This window comes from Arthrobacter sp. B0316-5-4 (assembly GCF_059090325.1).
The window spans coordinates 1-15,938 of sequence record NZ_JBNHFN010000005.1 but is presented as its reverse complement, the minus strand read 5'-3'; the positions used below and the strand labels follow the sequence as shown (position 1 = coordinate 15,938).

The following is a 15,938-nucleotide window of genomic DNA, read 5'->3' as shown; positions in this document are numbered from 1 at the left end:
TCGGCTGATACCGCGGGCGACGCTCCTGTCCCGGCAGCCACCGCTGGTAGGGGACGACGGCGGCCAGGGCGTTTAGCGCCGGTCGTCGGCAAGGCACGGAAGCAGTTGCAAAACGCCCTCGCCATTGCAGGCTATCCGTCACATGTGCTTGTGGCCTGCAGTGGAGGCCCGGATTCCTTGGCCCTGGCAGCAGTTGCCGCGTACTTTGCCAGGCGTGGACACGTGGATGGGCATCCGGTGTCAGTAGCGGGGGTGGTGGTTGACCACCAATTGCAGCCAGGCTCGGCTGACGTCGCTGCCCGGACGGCATCGGTGTTGCGCGAGTTGGGGCTCGCCCCGGTGGAAGTGCGCACCGTGGACGTTGCTGCCACCGGGTTTGGGCCCGAAGCCGCCGCCCGGGACGCCCGTCACGCAGCCCTCGACGCCGCCGCTGATGACCTTGGTTGTGGGGCGATCCTCCTGGGCCACACCTTGGACGACCAAGCCGAACAGGTGCTTCTGGGGCTTGCCCGCGGTTCCGGCACGCGATCCCTGGCTGGCATGAGGCCCGCCCGCGGGCGCCTGCTCCGGCCCTTCCTCGGTCTTCGGCGCGAAGAGACGTTGGAGATCTGCGACGTCGAAGAACTGCATCCTTGGCATGATCCGAGCAACGCCGATCCGTCCTTTGCCCGCTCCCGGACCCGGGTGGAAGTCATGCCTGTCCTGGAAGAGAAGCTCGGGCCGGGAGTGGCCGAGTCTTTGGCCCGGACCGCGGCCATCCTTCAGCAGGACGCCGATTTCCTCGAGGACCTTGCCAACGAGACCTATCTCTCACTTGTCCGGCGCGAGGATGGGGACGCGTGGTTGCCCGAGGGCGCCGTCCGGGAACTGCCCGCGGCCCTGAGGTTCCGCGTCATTGCGAAGGCAGCCTCCGACGTCGGGGGCCAGCAGCCCGGCTACGGGCGGCTCCAAGCCGCGGAAGCCCTGCTTCGGCGGCAGGGATCGGCCGGGCCGGTGGAACTCCCCGGGCACGTGAGCGTTTTCCGTTTATCCCTCAGCGATCTGGAACAGCAGCGGTGGGACCTGCCAGGTTCCGCGACTGCTGCGTCCTTGCCCGCAACCGGCTCCGCAAGCCAGGATTCGGCCGGGGTCGGTCCCCGCGATGCCGCGCGCTGTGGGAAGCTAGTATTCCGGCATCAGAAACCGTCCCAACAGTAGCCGCACCCGAGCATCAAAACAGGAGCCATTGGTGGATTCAAACGACGTCCAGGCAGATCTCAAGCACGTTCTTTACACCAAAGAGCAGATCCAAACACGCATCGCGGAACTCGCGGCGCAGATCGACAAGGACTACGAGGGCCGCGACATCCTTGTCGTCGGCGTTCTCAAGGGTGCGGTGATGGTCATGGCTGACCTGGCACGCGCGCTGCACAGCCACGTCAGCATGGACTGGATGGCAGTCTCTTCGTACGGTTCGGGAACGCAATCGTCAGGTGTTGTCCGGATCCTCAAGGACCTGGACACCGACCTCATGGGCAAGGATGTCCTGATCGTCGAGGACATCATCGATTCCGGCCTGACCCTTTCCTGGCTCAAGTCCAACCTCGAATCCCGCGGCACGGCCAGCGTCGAGATCTGCACGGCATTCCGTAAGCCGACCGCAGCCAAGGTGGAAATCGACGTCAAGTACGTCGGCTACGACATCCCCAACGAATTCGTCGTGGGCTACGGCCTCGACTACGCCGAAAAGTACCGCAACCTGGACTTCGTCGGCACCCTGGCTCCGCACGTCTACGAGTAGGCAGCGCCGCACCCCTCTTTCACAGCGCCGCACCCCTTCCCGCTTTCCGCACCCACAACCACTGGTGCGCTGGGCGGGAAAGGGTGCGGCGTGTGCGCTTAAGGGGTGCGTCCGGCGGCACCGCGTGCGCTTAAGGGGTGCGTCCGGCGGCACCTTGTGCGCTTATGGGATGCGTCCGCTGGCACTTTGGCCCCGCACGTCTACGAGTAGGCAGCGCCGCACCACTCCGCACCTGTTACAGCCCCGCACCACTTGCCGCTTTCCGCACCCACAACCACTGCTGCGCTGCGCGGGAAAGGGGGCGGAGTGTGCGCTTTAGGGGTGCGTCCGTCGGCACCTTGGCTCCGCACGTCCACGAGTAAGCAGCGCCGCACCACTTAACGCTTTTCGCACCCACAATCACTGGTGCGCTGGGCGGGAAGGGGTGCGGCGCGTGCGCTTAAGGGGTGCGTCCGGCGGCACCGTGTGCGCTTGTGGTGACGGGGGTCCGGTTGGGCTGCCCCCGGCCTCGGATCGCGGCCCTGCCCGGCGCTAAACTGGAATATGACCGGTGCCCCCGCCCGTCCATTCCTTTGGCTCGTCGTCGTGGCGACCTTCCTTACGGGATGCACTCCATCTTCCGGTGCCGGGGAAATCGTCTCCGCTCAGCCGCAGGCATCCATCACAGTGACCCCGCCGCAGGCCGCGCCCACACCGTCGTCGCCGCTCCCGGGCGATTCGCAGCCCACCGCCCCGCCGCAGGCCGCGCCCACAGCCCCGGCCCCGCCGCCGGTGCCTCAGCCGTTCGCGCTGAACCTGTTCCGTGAAGGCGACTTTGTGCCGCAATACACGTTTGACTGGTGCGTTGCCGCGAGCATCCAGATGGCCCACAACCTGGTGGACGACACCGGTGGTGGAACCTGGGCCGCTTCTGCGCAGCAAGGCGAGTTGTGGGAAATGGCCAGGGCGAGGTCTTCGGATTCGTTCAACGGGGCAAACCCCTTCGGCTGGGCGCAGGTACTCAACGAGGTTGGAATGGGTCCCTACAAAGTAGTGAGCGTCGCCAATTACGACGACTCACTGCGAACTGCGGCGCGGGCGCTCACCGAAACCGGCCGACCCGTGGGCTTGGTGATGTGGAGTGGCCGTCATGCCTGGGTGATGAGTGGGTTCGAATCCTTGGGGGATCCTCGGGCATTCACGGACTTCTCCGTCACGGGTGTTCGTGTTCTGGATCCGTTGTATCCGTACGGGAGTGGCCAGTGGGGGCCATCGCCGGAACCCAACAGCCTGATCACTCCCGGGCAGTTGGCTACCCAATTCGTGGTCCGCGAGCCACGGCGGTGGAGCAATCAGTTGCCCGCAGGCTACTTGCTGGTCCTGCCGGTGGCCGCTGTCAATGGTTAGGGCCCCAGTCAGGCCGCACGCCTGGACTTCAGCCCTCCGTCATTCAAGATCCGCGCGAAGGTTCGCGGGTTCATCATCTCCGCCCAGTCCCAGCGGATGACGGTTAGCCCCAGGGCCCGCAGCCCGTTCTCGCGGGCTTTCTCGGCCATCACGGCTTGCTGAATGGTTTGCTGGCCCCGCAGCTTGTTGCGCAGGTATTTTCCCTGACCGTCGAATTCGCCCACGAGATCGAGCTCTGGCCACCAAAAGTCTGTTCGTGCAGTTCGCCCGCTCCTTAAAGTGAACGAACCTTGGAGCCTGGGTTCCGGGAAGTTGAGCAGAATCATCTGCGCCCGGCTGATGGATTCACCCACGGATTCGGACTTGTCTGTCGATAGATCGAGAATCCGGGCGACACGTCGTTGTCTTGTCTGATGACCAAGGGCGGAAGCGGCGTCGCGCAAATCCCCTGCGTTCGATGGTGAACCCCACGCTTTCTCCTTGTCCCAACTGCCGGCATCCACGGATTCGCCGGGCGCGTGTTTCCGTAGGCTGCTGTCCACGACGGCCAACGCTTCGGCGAAGTTCAATGTTGAAGCCAGTTCAACGGTTGTCCGTAGCTTGTCCGTGACGCGAAAGCCGCCCAGCTGCGTCACCCCAACATCCAAACTTCCAAGGGTTCTTTGGATGCCGTGCTTCGATCGTCCCCCTCTCGGGTCCGAGGTGACGGTACGTAGTTGGCTGGGCGTCCCTACTACACCCAGCCCCCAGAGGAGTGCGGCTGTCTGCAGGTTGAAGGTGGGCGGCGTCAATGTTGTGTTGACCAGTGCTGCTGCCCGAAGTCCATGGCGCTGGCGGTCGTTCAGATGGGCCCAGTAGTCCGCAGGAACGTAGGCGCCCCTACGAACACGGACCAACTCGCCACGCTTGCAGCGCTTAGCGAGGATACGGGGATCCTGTCCTATCCGCGCCGTATCTGAAGAGAGAATCAACTCGATGGCTGCCATAGGCCAACACTTTCAGCGGCGCAAAGGATCCACGACTGGAAACACCTTCTATGTGGATAACAAGAGGAGCCCGGCGACGCGTCCTTTCCCGCCCTACGCCCCCGTGTGTGGCTCGCGTCGCGCCCTTTACCGCCGGCCGCCCCCGAGGTTACGGGTGCGGCGGGCGTCAAAGGGTGCGCACCGCCGGGCGCACCCCGTGTTTGGTGAGCAACAAACCCTGTCATGTCGCCCCGGACCCGAGTATCCTGTGTACGCCCAGAGGGAACTTTTGGACTTTCCGGTGCGTGAATTACTGGGAACGGTGTATAGCTTGAAACTGAAGCAGCACCACTCGCGCGCAGAAGTTGCGCCTTGCAGCACTACCAGGAGGGACGGGGCAAAACCCCGATCAGATGAAAGCTAAGAGTTTCTTCAAGGGCCCGGGCATCTGGATTGTTGTCGTCGTTGGCTTGCTCCTGGTGGCATTCGCGACACTTGCTCCGGGCGGTTCCACGCGCATTGACACCAAGGAAGGCCTCGAGCTCCTTTCCCAGAGCGGGAAGGTTGAGCAGGCAAAGATTTTCGACGCCGAGAATCGTGTTGACCTGGTACTCAAGGACAACCTGAACCTCGATGGTCAGGACAAGGGCAAGAACGTCCAGTTCTTCTACGTCACGGATCGCGGTCCCGATGTGGTGAAGGCTGTTACCAACGCCAACCCGGATAAGGGCTTCACGGACCAGCCGGTCGAGAACAATTGGTTCTCCGGCCTTTTCTCGCTTCTCATCCCGGTGCTGCTGCTGGGTGTCCTGTTCTGGTTCTTGCTTTCTCGCATGCAGGGCGGCGGTTCCAAGGTAATGCAGTTCGGCAAGTCCAAGGCCAAACTGGTCAACAAGGACATGCCGCAGGTGACTTTCTCCGACGTTGCCGGCGCTGACGAGGCCGTGGAAGAGCTCCAGGAAATCAAGGAATTCCTCCAGGAACCCGCTAAGTTCCAGGCCGTAGGCGCCAAGATCCCCAAGGGTGTGCTGCTCTACGGCCCTCCAGGTACGGGTAAGACCCTGCTGGCCCGTGCTGTCGCTGGTGAAGCCGGTGTTCCCTTCTTCTCCATTTCCGGCTCGGACTTCGTGGAAATGTTCGTCGGTGTGGGTGCTTCCCGTGTCCGCGATCTTTTCGAGCAGGCCAAGGCAAGCTCTCCGGCCATCATCTTCGTCGATGAAATCGACGCTGTGGGCCGCCACCGTGGCGCCGGTATCGGCGGCGGTAACGACGAGCGCGAGCAGACGCTCAACCAGCTCCTCGTGGAGATGGACGGCTTCGACGTCAAGACCAACGTCATCCTCATCGCAGCCACCAACCGTCCGGACGTCCTGGACCCGGCATTGCTCCGCCCGGGCCGTTTCGACCGCCAGATCACCGTGGAAGCCCCGGACATGATCGGCCGCGAACAGATCCTCAACGTTCACGCCAAGGGCAAGCCGATGGCACAGGGCATCGATCTACGGGCTGTTGCCAAGAAGACCCCCGGCTACACCGGTGCTGACTTGGCCAACGTGCTCAATGAGGCCGCACTGCTGACCGCGCGTTCCAACGCCAACCTGATTGACGACCGAGCCCTGGACGAGGCAATCGACCGCGTCATGGCCGGCCCGCAGAAGCGCAGCCGTGTCATGAAGGAACTTGAGCGCAAGATCACCGCTTACCACGAGGGTGGCCACGCGCTGGTTGCTGCGGCATTGCGCAACTCGGCCCCGGTCACCAAGATCACCATCCTTCCCCGTGGTCGCGCCCTCGGTTACACTATGGTCATCCCCGAGGACGACAAGTACTCGGTTACCCGCAACGAACTGCTGGACCAGATGGCCTACGCCATGGGCGGCCGTGTTGCTGAGGAAATCGTGTTCCACGACCCCTCCACGGGTGCTTCCAACGACATTGAGAAGGCCACATCCACGGCCCGGAAAATGGTCACGCAGTACGGCATGAGCGAACGCGTTGGTGCCGTGAAGCTGGGCCAGGGCGGCGGCGAGCCGTTCCTCGGCCGCGACGCCGCACAGGAGCGCAACTTCTCGGACCAGATCGCCTACGTGGTGGATGAGGAAGTTCGTCGCCTGATCGACCAGGCACACGACGAGGCCTACGCCATCCTCACCGAAAACCGCGACGTCCTGGATCGTCTGGCCCTGGAACTCCTGGAACGGGAAACCTTGAACCAGGCTGAGATCGCAGAGATCTTCCACGACATTCGGAAACGTGATTTCCGTGAGATCTGGCTGTCCAAGGAATCCCGCCCGGTCCAGTCGATCCCGCCGGTCGAAAGCCGTGCCGAGAAGGCCGAACGTGAGGCCCAGGAAGAAGCCAAGAAGGCCCGCCTGGACGAGCCGTTGGACGTCGTGGCCCCGCACGCCCAGGGCGTCAGCAGCCAGGAGTCCTTCGAGGCGCCGAATCCCAACGGCGGCCCTGACAACCCTCATCACGGCTAAGCTTTCTGCTGTGACTCATTTCGACGACGACGACCTCGCCGCCGCCCACGGTTCTGCCGCGGGCTCCAAGCACGGCCATAAAGTGGATCGCCCGCGCATTGAAGCGGCGGTTCGCGAGATTCTCCTTGCAATTGGGGAAGATCCCGAGCGTGGGGGCCTCCAGGACACGCCAAAGCGCGTGGCCAAGGCCTACGCCGAGGTCTTCGCGGGCCTTCACCAGCACCCGGAAGAGGTGCTGTCCACTACCTTCGACCTCGACCATGAAGAGCTTGTCCTCGTCAAGGACATCCCCTTCTACTCGACGTGCGAACACCATCTGGTGCCTTTCCACGGCGTCGCGCATGTCGGTTATATTCCGTCACATGACGGCAAGGTCACTGGGCTTAGCAAGTTGGCGCGGCTGGTGGATATCTATGCCCGTCGGCCGCAGGTGCAGGAGCGGCTCACTACGCAGATCGTTGAGGCCCTTGTAACGCACCTGAACCCGCGCGGGGCGATTGTCGTCGTCGAATGCGAGCATATGTGCATGTCCATGCGCGGCATTCGCAAGCCCGGCGCGAAGACCGTCACCAGCGCGGTGCGCGGTCAGCTCCATGACCCGGCCACCCGCGCCGAGGCCATGAGCCTCATACTCGGAAGGTAAGCATTATGGACTCCCTCGCTGCAGCACCCGGAACCGGCCCGGCCACAAGCCCGCTGCCGGTTCTCCGTAAGCCGCGGCCCGCGGCCAGGTTCGAGGACCTGCCAACGGACCGCACGCTCGTCATGGGAATCCTGAACGTCACCCCGGATTCCTTCAGCGACGGCGGCACCCACCGGACGCCGGATACGGCCATCGCCCTCGGTTTGCGTATGTTCTACGCGGGTGCGGACATCATCGACGTCGGAGGCGAATCGACGCGCTCCGGTGCGGAACCGGTTTCCCCCGAAGAGGAACAGCGCCGGGTTATCCCGGTCATTGAGGCGCTGGTCAAAGCGGGCGCGCTGGTCAGTATCGACACGATGCACACGTCCACTGCCGCGGCAGCCGTGGAGGCAGGCGCGGCGATCATCAACGATGTTTCCGGCCTGACCATCGAGCCGGACATGCCCGAACTTGTGGCCCGCACCAAGGTTCCCTACATCCTCACGCACCGCCGTGGGGACGCCCTGACCATGGACAGCCTCACGGACTATGACAACGTCGTTGACGATGTCGTGGCGGAACTCAGCGGCGTCCGGGACAAGTTGTACGCAGCGGGCGTCGCGCCGGAGCAGATCATCATCGATCCGGGCGTTGGTTTTTCCAAGAACGAGGACCAGAACTGGGAGATCCTCAAGAACCTCGACAAGCTTTTTGGCCTCGGCCACAAGGTGATGGTGGCTGCTTCCCGCAAGCGGTTCCTCGGTTCGCTCCTGACTGTTTCCGGCAAGTCGGCTGCGCCTCTTGAACGTGACGCCGCCACGGCGGCCATCACCGCTTTGAGCGCCACCAAGGGCGCCTGGGCTGTCCGCGTTCACGACGTCGGTCCCAGCCTTGACGCCGTCAAGGTCGCCGCCCGTATCGCCCGCTGATTGGAAAACGCTGTGGACAGGATCACGCTGAGCGGCGTCACCGCCGTCGGTTATCACGGGGTGTTCGATTTCGAGCGCCGTGACGGCCAGCCGTTCGTGGTGGATGCAGTGCTGCACACGGATTTCACCAAGGCCGCCGAGACCGATGACCTGCAGTACACGGCGCATTACGGCCAAGTTGCCGAGCTGATCACCAAGCACATCGAGGGTGAACCACTGAACCTGATCGAGGCCCTGGCCGTCAGGATCGCCGAGGGCATCCTGGCGAACTACGCCGTGGCCGCCGTCGATGTCACCGTCCACAAGCCCAAGGCGCCTATCGAGGTGCCGTTTGGTGACGTCACCGTCAGCGTCCACAGGGAGCGATCATGACGTCTGTCTACACCAAGGCCATCCTGGCGCTGGGCAGCAACCTGGGCGAGCGGAACGACACGCTCTCCACCGCAGTGGCGGACCTCGTGGATCCTCCCGAGGTCAGGTTGCTTGGGGTGTCTCCGGTAGTCCAGACCAAGGCTGTTGGCGGACCGGAAGGCCAACCCGATTTCCTGAACATGGTCATGGCGGTCGAAACGACGCTCACGCCGTTGGAGCTCCTGAAGCATTGCCATGACGTGGAACAGAAGCATCACCGTGTCCGTGAAGTCCGGTGGGGTCCCAGGACCCTTGACGTGGACATTATTGTCTTCGGCGACCTTGCCAGCGAAGATCCCATCCTCACCATCCCGCATCCGCGGGCAGCCGAGCGGGCTTTCGTGCTGTACCCGTGGTCGCTGTTGGAACCCCATGCGCAACTGGAGGGGCGGAGCGTGGCTGAACTGGCTGCCGTCGCCGCCGACATGCCGGACATCCGTCGTTTTGACGGTTTCGGCGACGTCGCCGGCGTGCCCGCCACGGGCGCGTTGGAGTAGCCATGAAAGCAATGCGCCCCGTCGTCCTGCTGCTTATCGCCGTTGTCGCTGCCGTCATTGCCTGGCTGGCTACGATGGCCACCAACCGTTTCAGCATGGCTACGCCGGTCCTTCCTGAATCTGCCCTGATCACCATGGGCGTCATCGCCGGGCTCACCCTCATCATGGGTATCCGGGTGCTGCGCTGGCGGAACGGCAAGAAGAAGAACATGCTGAACCCGATCCTGGCTGCGAGGACGTTGATCCTGGCCCAGGCTTGCGCGTATGCCGGGACACTCCTCCTGGGTTGGCACGCAGGTATTTCGATTGACCTCCTCAGGGTGAGCCTCCGAAGTGGCGAGGGCATCCTCTGGAACGCTTTGCTCATGGGTGGCGGCGGAGTGGCGATGGTGGTGGTGGGGATCGTGGTTGAGCGGTTCTGCCGGATACCTCCGGAGGACTTCGAGGGCGGAACTCCCGGGCCTGACACGCGCCGCGGCGAGACCAAGGGTGAGGGCGAATATGCCTACCGCGGCGATTGATCCTCCGGGCGTCCAGTGGCTCAGGGTCTCCCCGAAGTACGTCACGGTTCGCTTGGTGGAGTGGGCCATCGGCAATGTGGTGTTGTTGGTGGTCCTCAGCTTGCCGCTCCTTTTTGTGCTTCTTGGGTGGTGGCGCTGGCCGCCGTTGTGGCTTGCCGTCACGGTTCCAGCGGTCGTGCTGGTCCTGGCACTCTGGCGCTTGGTGCTGATCCCGCGGCAGGTGCGTGCCATCGGCTATGCGGAACGCGACGACGACCTCCTTATTCGGCGCGGCATTTTCTTCCAGCGGACCATGGTGGTCCCTTATGGCCGGATGCAATATGTTGACGTCGCCGTTGGGCCCGTGGAGCGCAGCCTGGGGCTGTGCACGTTGAAGCTTCACACCGCTTCTGCCGGGACCAACGCCCACTTGCCGGGGCTTCCGGCGGAGGAAGGCGCGCGACTCCGCGAGCAACTGTCGGCCCGCGGAGAAGCCCGGCTGGCCGGGCTGTGAGCCCGGAGGGAAACGCGGCTGTGAGCCTCCGGGATGAAACCGTCGACGGCGTTTGGCGGCGGGTCCACCCGGCGTCGCCGTTCGTTCGCGGCTGGGTGGCGCTGGCCGCCGTCGGATACTTCTTTGGCCGTGACGCTTTCGAGCGCGTCCTGCAGGGCCGGGAATTCGTGGATCCCAACCTCAACAGCCGCGCCCCGTGGCTGCTTGCCGGTGGAGCTGTGCTCCTGCTGCTGACCGTTGGCGGTTTTATCCTCAGTTGGTACTTCACGCGCTATCAAGTGGCTGAGGGCTATGTCCGCGTGAACACGGGCTTCCTTTTTAAGCAGCAACGACAGGCCCGCCTGGACCGCGTCCAGGCCATTGACATTGTCCAGCCGCTGCTGGCGCGGATCTTCGGCCTCGCTGAACTCAAGTTCGAAGTGGCCGACGCCGGAGAGTCGGCTGTGCGGCTGGCGTACCTTCCGCTTGACCAGGCCAAGCAACTTCGCGCAACCATCCTCGCGCGTGCGGCGGGCGTGGTCAGCGGCCCGGAAGCGGCCGGGGAGGAAGTGCCTGAGGCGCCCGAGCATGTGGTGTTGTCGGTACCACCGGGGCGGCTCATCGGTTCCCTTCTTTTGAGTGAGCAAACCGTGGGTATCCTGCTGGGCGCGGCCGCCGTGGTGGGTGTTTCTGTCCTCATGGACAACCAGGCAATTTTCCTGGCGTTGATCCCTGCCATCCTGGGCATCGGAGCGGCGTATTGGAGTTCGTTCAATAAGGGCTATAACTTCACTGCAGCGATCTCACCGGACGGTATCCGGCTTCGATACGGGCTGCTGGACACCCAGGCGCAGACGCTCCCGCCCGGTCGCATCCAGGCCGTTATGGTCGCACAGCCCCCGATCTGGAGGATTTTCGGCTGGTACCGGATGCACGTCAACGTGGCAGGCTACGGCGCCGCGGGTACCGAAGGTGCTGCCCGGACCATGTTGTTGCCCGTTGGGCTGAAGCCCGACGTCATGCGGATGATGTCGTTGGTGCTGCCTGATCCTGGCGTGGACGATCCCGAAAAGGTGTTCACCGCGGGGTTGACGGGGCTCGCCGCGGGAGGCCGTCCGGCTGCCCCAAGCGACGACGGCTTCGTTGTGACCCCGCGCCGAGCACGCTTGCTGGCACCACTGGGTTGGCGACGCAACGGTTTCTTCGCCACCAGGACTGCCCTGCTGATCCGCTCCGGCCGCTGGTGGCGCACGCTGGTGGTTGTTCCGCATCAGCGGACACAGTCGATGGCCCTGCATCAAGGCCCCTTGGCCCGGCGCTTCCGGGTGGCCGACCTTGTGCTCCACACAACGGCCGGACCGGTTTCGCCCAGGGTTTTCCAAGCCGGGGTAGAACAAGCCGTTGAACTGTTCGACCAACAGGCGGCGCGGGCCCGGGAGGCCCGGAAGCGGCAAACCAGCGAACAATGGCTGGCGCAGGTAGCCCCGCAGGCCCCGGAAGTCGCAGCCGCCGCACAGCCACAGCCGGGGCAACCAGAGCAATTCCCATCGCCACTACAACAGGAGGACCGCCAGGATGGCTAGGCCAGGACGACTCGGAGTCGGGATCATTGGCGCCGGGAAGGTGGGCGCAGTGCTGGGTGCGGCCTTGCGCGCCGCCGAGCACGCCGTCGTCGGGGTTTCCGCGGTGTCCGAGGCGAGCCGCGAGCGGGCCGAAAACCTGCTGCCCGGCGTCCCGATCCTGGAAATCCAGGACATCGTGGAGCGCTCGGAGCTGGTGCTGCTGGCCGTCCCGGACGATGCCCTGGGTGAGCTGGTTGGGGGACTGGCCAAGCTCGGCGCCTGGCAGCCCGGCCAACTGGTGGCGCACACCTCGGGCCGGTTCGGCGTCGGAATCCTCAACCCGGTCCGCGCGGCCGGCGCGATTCCGCTGGCCCTCCACCCCGCCATGACCTTCACGGGCATGAGCCTGGACTTGACCCGCCTCATGGATTGCACGTTTGGTGTGACCGCGGACGCTGCGATGCTGCCGATCGCCCAGGCGCTGGTAGTGGAGATGGGTGCCGAGCCTGTGGTCATTGCCGAAGGTGACCGCACGCTCTATCACGCTTCCCTCGCGCACAGCTCCAACCACATGGTGACGTTGGTGGCGCAGGCGTCGCAGATGCTGCGGGAGATCGGCGTCGAAAACCCTGAGTCCATGCTGGGCCCGTTGCTGCGCGCGACACTGGAGAACGCACTCGCCTCCGGCGAATCGGCGTTGACCGGTCCGGTGGCGCGTGGGGATGTAGGTACCGTTTCCGCGCACGCCCAGGCGTTGAAGGAATACGACGGCGGCGCCGGCGGCGATGTCCTTGCCGCCTACCAGGCCATGGCGCAGGCTACCGCGCGCCGGGCAGTGAACCGCGGATTGCTGCGCCCGGAACAACTGAACGACATCAGCAAGGCTTTGGGCGAGGAGCCCGAGGCGTTGGAAGGAAACTGAACAGCATGGCCATCAAACTCGTAACCACCGCGGCCCAGCTTCGCGCCGAAAGTGCCAGGCTCCTGGCAGCCAAAGGCGGGAATTCGCAGGGACTGGTGCCCACCATGGGTGCCCTCCACTCCGGTCACGCCGCTCTTGCCCGGACCGCCGTTGCCGAGAACGACGTCGTGGTTGCCACGATCTTCGTGAACCCGCTGCAGTTCGGTGACGCCGTTGACCTGGACCGTTACCCCCGCACGCTCGACGCCGACATGGCCCTGCTTGACGCGGAAGGCGTTGACCTGGTCTTCGCGCCGTCAGTGGACGAGGTGTACCCGGGCGGCCAGCCATTGGTACGCGTTACTTCCGGCCCGCTCGGCGACAAATGGGAGGGCGCCTCGCGCCCCGGCCACTTCGACGGTGCCCTCACCGTGGTGGCCAAACTGCTGCACTACGGACTTCCCGGAGGTGCTTCAGCTGACGGCACGACGGCGGCCTACCGGGCTTACTTTGGCCAGAAGGACGCGCAGCAGTTGGCGCTGGTGAAGCGCATGGTCGCGGACCTGAACTTCCCCGTGGAGATCGTCCCGGTGCCCATCGTTCGCAGTGAGGACGGCCTGGCGTTGTCGAGCCGGAACCGGTTCCTTTCGGATGAAGAGCGCGAAGCTGCCCTGGTCCTTTCGCGGGCACTGCGGCTTATCGAGTCCCGCGCCAACGCCCACGAACCACTGGACCTGGACTCCGCCGTCGAGCTTGTCGAATCCCAGCCGCTGGTGGAACTGGACTATTTCGACGTCGTGGATCCCACCACGCTGGAACCGCTGGCGGAGAATTGCAAAGAGACCCCGTTCCGGGGCGAGGGTTTGGCGATCATCGCAGCCAAGGTAGGTCCGGTGCGGCTTATCGACAACGCACCATTGTTTTCCTAGCGTTTGGAAATTTCCTACTGACGGGAATTCGGTGGGCGCTTAGACTGTTCTAGTCTTCACCGGCATCGATCGCCGGCCACCAAAAACCACACCTTGGGGAATCCTCATGTCTACCGACGTCTCGTCCGACGCCAACGGCAAGCCCGAATCCGGCGCGCCCACCTCCGGCGGTGTCACCGCCACGGAGGCTTCGCACCAGCAGGCTCCTGAAGCCCAGGCCCCAGCGTCTGGAAAGATGTCCCGCGAGTCGGTCACCGTCATCGTGACCTTGCTGGTGGCCACGTTCGTCGTGATCCTCAACGAGACCATCATGAACGTCGCCCTGCAGCGGCTCATGACGGATCTCCAGGTGAGCGCTTCCACGGTGCAGTGGCTGGCCACTGGCTTCATGCTGACCATGGCCGTAGTCATTCCCACTACTGGTTTCATCCTGCAGCGGATGAGTACGCGTGGGGCGTTCATGCTGGCCATGGGTCTGTTCAGTGGAGGCACCTTGCTGGCCGCTTTGGCGCCAGGATTCCTTGTGCTCCTGCTGGCGCGAATCGTCCAGGCAGGCGGAACGGCCATCATGTTGCCGCTGCTGATGACCACCATCCTGACCCTGGTCCCCATGTCCAAGCGTGGTGCCGTCATGGGTAACGTCAGCATCGCCATCTCGGTGGCCCCGGCCATGGGCCCCACGGTCTCCGGCATCATCCTGGACAACTTCTCGTGGCGCTTCATGTTCGTGTTCGTGCTGCCGGTCGCTTTGGCTGCCTTCGCGATCGGTGCCAAGTACCTCACTAACGTGGGCGAGCGTGGAAAGACCACCCTGGACGTCTTCTCCGTGATCCTCACCGTGCCTGCCTTCGGTGGCTTGGTGTACGGCCTGAGCCAGATCGGTGGCGCAGACGCGGGGGTTGTTCCTGTCATCGCTTTGGTGGTCGGGCTTCTCTGCCTGGCGCTGTTCGTCTTCCGCCAGCTCAAGCTCCAGAAGTCAGACTCTCCTCTGCTGGACCTCCGTGCTTTCAAGTTCCGCATGTTCACCGTGTCAACGCTGTTGATGGTGGTTGCGATGATGGCATTGTTCGGTGGCGTGATCCTGTTGCCGCTGTACCTGCAGAACACGCTTCACCTGCAGCCACTGGAAACCGGGCTGGCGCTCCTGCCGGGCGGGTTGGCCATGGGCTTGCTGGGCCCGGTCATTGGGCGGATCTTCGACAAAGTCGGACCCCTGCCCCTCACCCTTTCAGGTTCCATCCTCATGGTCCTCACCCTCTGGCAGTTCTCCCGCCTGGATGAAGCCAGCGCCCTGGGGTGGGTCATTGCCCTCCACGTCACCCTGAGCTTGGGCCTGGCACTGCTCTTTACGCCCGCGTTCACCACTGGCCTGAACCCACTGCCCCCGCACCTGTACTCCCACGGCTCAGCGATCATCAGCACGGCCCAGCAGGTTTCGGGTGCAGCCGGCACGGCGCTGCTCGTCTCGATCTACTCGGTGGTTTCCGCATCGTCCGGACTGGTGGCCGGCATGCACGCAGCCTTCCTGGCCGCGACCGTCATAGCCATAGCCGCAGTAGTCCTCGGCGCCATGATGCGCAAGACCGAAGGCGCCGCCGGCCACGGGGGCCACTGACCCTCCCTCACGTCCCGGCCCCTTCAGGCCGACGCTCTCTCACGTCCCGGCCTAGATCCGCTTAGTAATCCAGCTCTGAAAGGGCCGGCAACCGTTATGGTTGCCGGCCCTTTTTGTGTTTAAGCGTGCTTGCTGGTGCTGGTGCTGGTGCTGGTGCTGGTGCCGGGACGACGGAGGCGGTGATCCTCGGCGCGCTCGGTCGTTCCTCCCTTGGACGCGCGCTGCCGGATAACCGCCCCCGTCTTCCGACGCTCGCTCAGGTCCCGCCGGTTTGAAGCGGACGCTCGCTCAGGTCCCGCCGGTTTGAAGCGGATGCTCGCTCAGGTCCCGGCGGTTTGGGCCGGATGCTTTTTCAGGTTCTTGGTGTTCGACGGCGGTGGGTGGCGTTGTGGTTCTGCGTCAGTGGTGGTGGTTGCGGGTTGGTGTGATGGGCTTCACTGGTGTTGGTTTGGGGTGTTTTGGTGGTTCTTTGGGTAGTGGTGGGGGTGTTTTCCGGGTGTTTGCGGGGTTTTTGGGTGGTGTTGGGGTGGATTTGGTTCGGGGGTTGGGCGCGTGTAAAGTTATCTGAGTCGCCGCCGCTGATGCGGAAAAAGTGGTGACAGACTCCCTTCAAATTACCGGTTTCGGTAGTGCTTTGTGCGCTTCGGATGTGGTGGGGGAGGCCCTGGGTTGGTTTGCTTTGTGCGGCTGGTTCGGGTAAGTTTGAAAAGTTGCTCCGGAGCGATCCTGGACCCTTTGGTGGGCGTGGGTGGTGCCGGTTAGTGTCTGTTGTTTGAGAACTCAATAGTGTGCCAAGTTTGTTGATACCGATTGTTTTATCAATTGGTTGAATTATGCCGGTACTGTCATGCACCCCCGTGTG

General features: G+C 63.9%; 16 protein-coding genes. 14 read left to right on the top strand and 2 right to left on the bottom strand.

Annotated features, from left to right (window positions below):
* Positions 1-105 precede the first annotated feature (105 nt).
* The 3 genes from tilS to AC5RU9_RS15565 all read left to right on the top strand — a co-directional run bounded on the left by tilS (position 106) and on the right by AC5RU9_RS15565 (position 3,166).
* Positions 106-1,197, top strand: coding sequence for a tRNA lysidine(34) synthetase TilS (gene tilS / locus AC5RU9_RS15575; protein ID WP_494017530.1), 1,092 nt, complete (start codon positions 106-108; stop codon positions 1,195-1,197).
* A 31-nt stretch (positions 1,198-1,228) separates the two neighbouring features.
* On the top strand, positions 1,229-1,780 hold the full coding sequence (gene hpt / locus AC5RU9_RS15570; RefSeq protein ID WP_026540856.1) for a hypoxanthine phosphoribosyltransferase: 552 nt from the start codon (positions 1,229-1,231) through the stop codon (positions 1,778-1,780).
* A gap of 543 nt (positions 1,781-2,323) precedes the next feature.
* Positions 2,324-3,166: a hypothetical protein gene (locus AC5RU9_RS15565; protein WP_494017155.1), complete on the top strand. Its 843-nt coding sequence runs from the start codon at positions 2,324-2,326 to the stop codon at positions 3,164-3,166.
* An 8-nt stretch (positions 3,167-3,174) separates the two neighbouring features.
* Here the strand turns inward: AC5RU9_RS15565 and AC5RU9_RS15560 are convergent, their stop codons facing one another.
* Entirely contained in the window at positions 3,175-4,152 is a 978-nt protein-coding gene (locus AC5RU9_RS15560) for a hypothetical protein (protein WP_494017154.1), read from the bottom strand.
* 392 nt (positions 4,153-4,544) lie between these two features.
* Between AC5RU9_RS15560 and ftsH the strand changes: the two genes are divergently transcribed.
* From ftsH to AC5RU9_RS15505, 11 genes are all read left to right on the top strand, one after another.
* Positions 4,545-6,614, top strand: a complete 2,070-nt coding sequence (gene ftsH, locus AC5RU9_RS15555; protein WP_211710439.1) for an ATP-dependent zinc metalloprotease FtsH — start codon at positions 4,545-4,547, stop codon at positions 6,612-6,614.
* A gap of 10 nt (positions 6,615-6,624) precedes the next feature.
* Positions 6,625-7,257, top strand: coding sequence for a GTP cyclohydrolase I FolE (folE, locus tag AC5RU9_RS15550; protein WP_211710440.1), 633 nt, complete (start codon positions 6,625-6,627; stop codon positions 7,255-7,257).
* Between the two features lie 5 nt (positions 7,258-7,262).
* On the top strand, positions 7,263-8,168 hold the full coding sequence (gene folP / locus AC5RU9_RS15545; protein ID WP_494017153.1) for a dihydropteroate synthase: 906 nt from the start codon (positions 7,263-7,265) through the stop codon (positions 8,166-8,168).
* 12 nt (positions 8,169-8,180) lie between these two features.
* The gene (gene folB, locus AC5RU9_RS15540; RefSeq protein WP_494017152.1) at positions 8,181-8,540 is read left to right on the top strand and encodes a dihydroneopterin aldolase; all 360 of its coding nucleotides are present in this window, start codon (positions 8,181-8,183) and stop codon (positions 8,538-8,540) included.
* Complete coding sequence (folK, locus tag AC5RU9_RS15535; protein ID WP_494017151.1) at positions 8,537-9,076, top strand: 2-amino-4-hydroxy-6-hydroxymethyldihydropteridine diphosphokinase; 540 nt, start codon at positions 8,537-8,539, stop codon at positions 9,074-9,076. Before folB ends, folK begins: the two co-directional genes overlap by 4 nt.
* 2 nt (positions 9,077-9,078) lie before the next feature.
* Complete coding sequence (locus tag AC5RU9_RS15530; RefSeq protein WP_211710444.1) at positions 9,079-9,597, top strand: DUF3180 domain-containing protein; 519 nt, start codon at positions 9,079-9,081, stop codon at positions 9,595-9,597.
* A complete protein-coding gene (locus AC5RU9_RS15525; protein ID WP_494017150.1) occupies positions 9,578-10,090 on the top strand; it encodes a PH domain-containing protein in 513 nt (170 codons plus the stop codon). The genes AC5RU9_RS15530 and AC5RU9_RS15525 overlap by 20 nt, the downstream gene beginning before the upstream one ends.
* The gene (locus AC5RU9_RS15520; RefSeq protein WP_494017149.1) at positions 10,087-11,652 is read left to right on the top strand and encodes a PH domain-containing protein; all 1,566 of its coding nucleotides are present in this window, start codon (positions 10,087-10,089) and stop codon (positions 11,650-11,652) included. Before AC5RU9_RS15525 ends, AC5RU9_RS15520 begins: the two co-directional genes overlap by 4 nt.
* Positions 11,645-12,553 (top strand): Rossmann-like and DUF2520 domain-containing protein, encoded by a 909-nt coding sequence (locus AC5RU9_RS15515; RefSeq protein ID WP_494017148.1) that lies wholly within the window; start codon positions 11,645-11,647, stop codon positions 12,551-12,553. The genes AC5RU9_RS15520 and AC5RU9_RS15515 overlap by 8 nt, the downstream gene beginning before the upstream one ends.
* Positions 12,554-12,558: 5 nt before the next feature.
* On the top strand, positions 12,559-13,461 hold the full coding sequence (panC, locus tag AC5RU9_RS15510; protein WP_494017147.1) for a pantoate--beta-alanine ligase: 903 nt from the start codon (positions 12,559-12,561) through the stop codon (positions 13,459-13,461).
* A 106-nt stretch (positions 13,462-13,567) separates the two neighbouring features.
* Positions 13,568-15,076, top strand: a complete 1,509-nt coding sequence (locus AC5RU9_RS15505; RefSeq protein WP_494017146.1) for a DHA2 family efflux MFS transporter permease subunit — start codon at positions 13,568-13,570, stop codon at positions 15,074-15,076.
* Positions 15,077-15,428: 352 nt separating this feature from the next.
* On the opposite strand, the gene AC5RU9_RS15500 is transcribed toward AC5RU9_RS15505, so the two are convergent.
* On the bottom strand, positions 15,429-15,938 hold a 510-nt coding region (locus AC5RU9_RS15500), incomplete at its 5' end, for a hypothetical protein (RefSeq protein ID WP_494017145.1).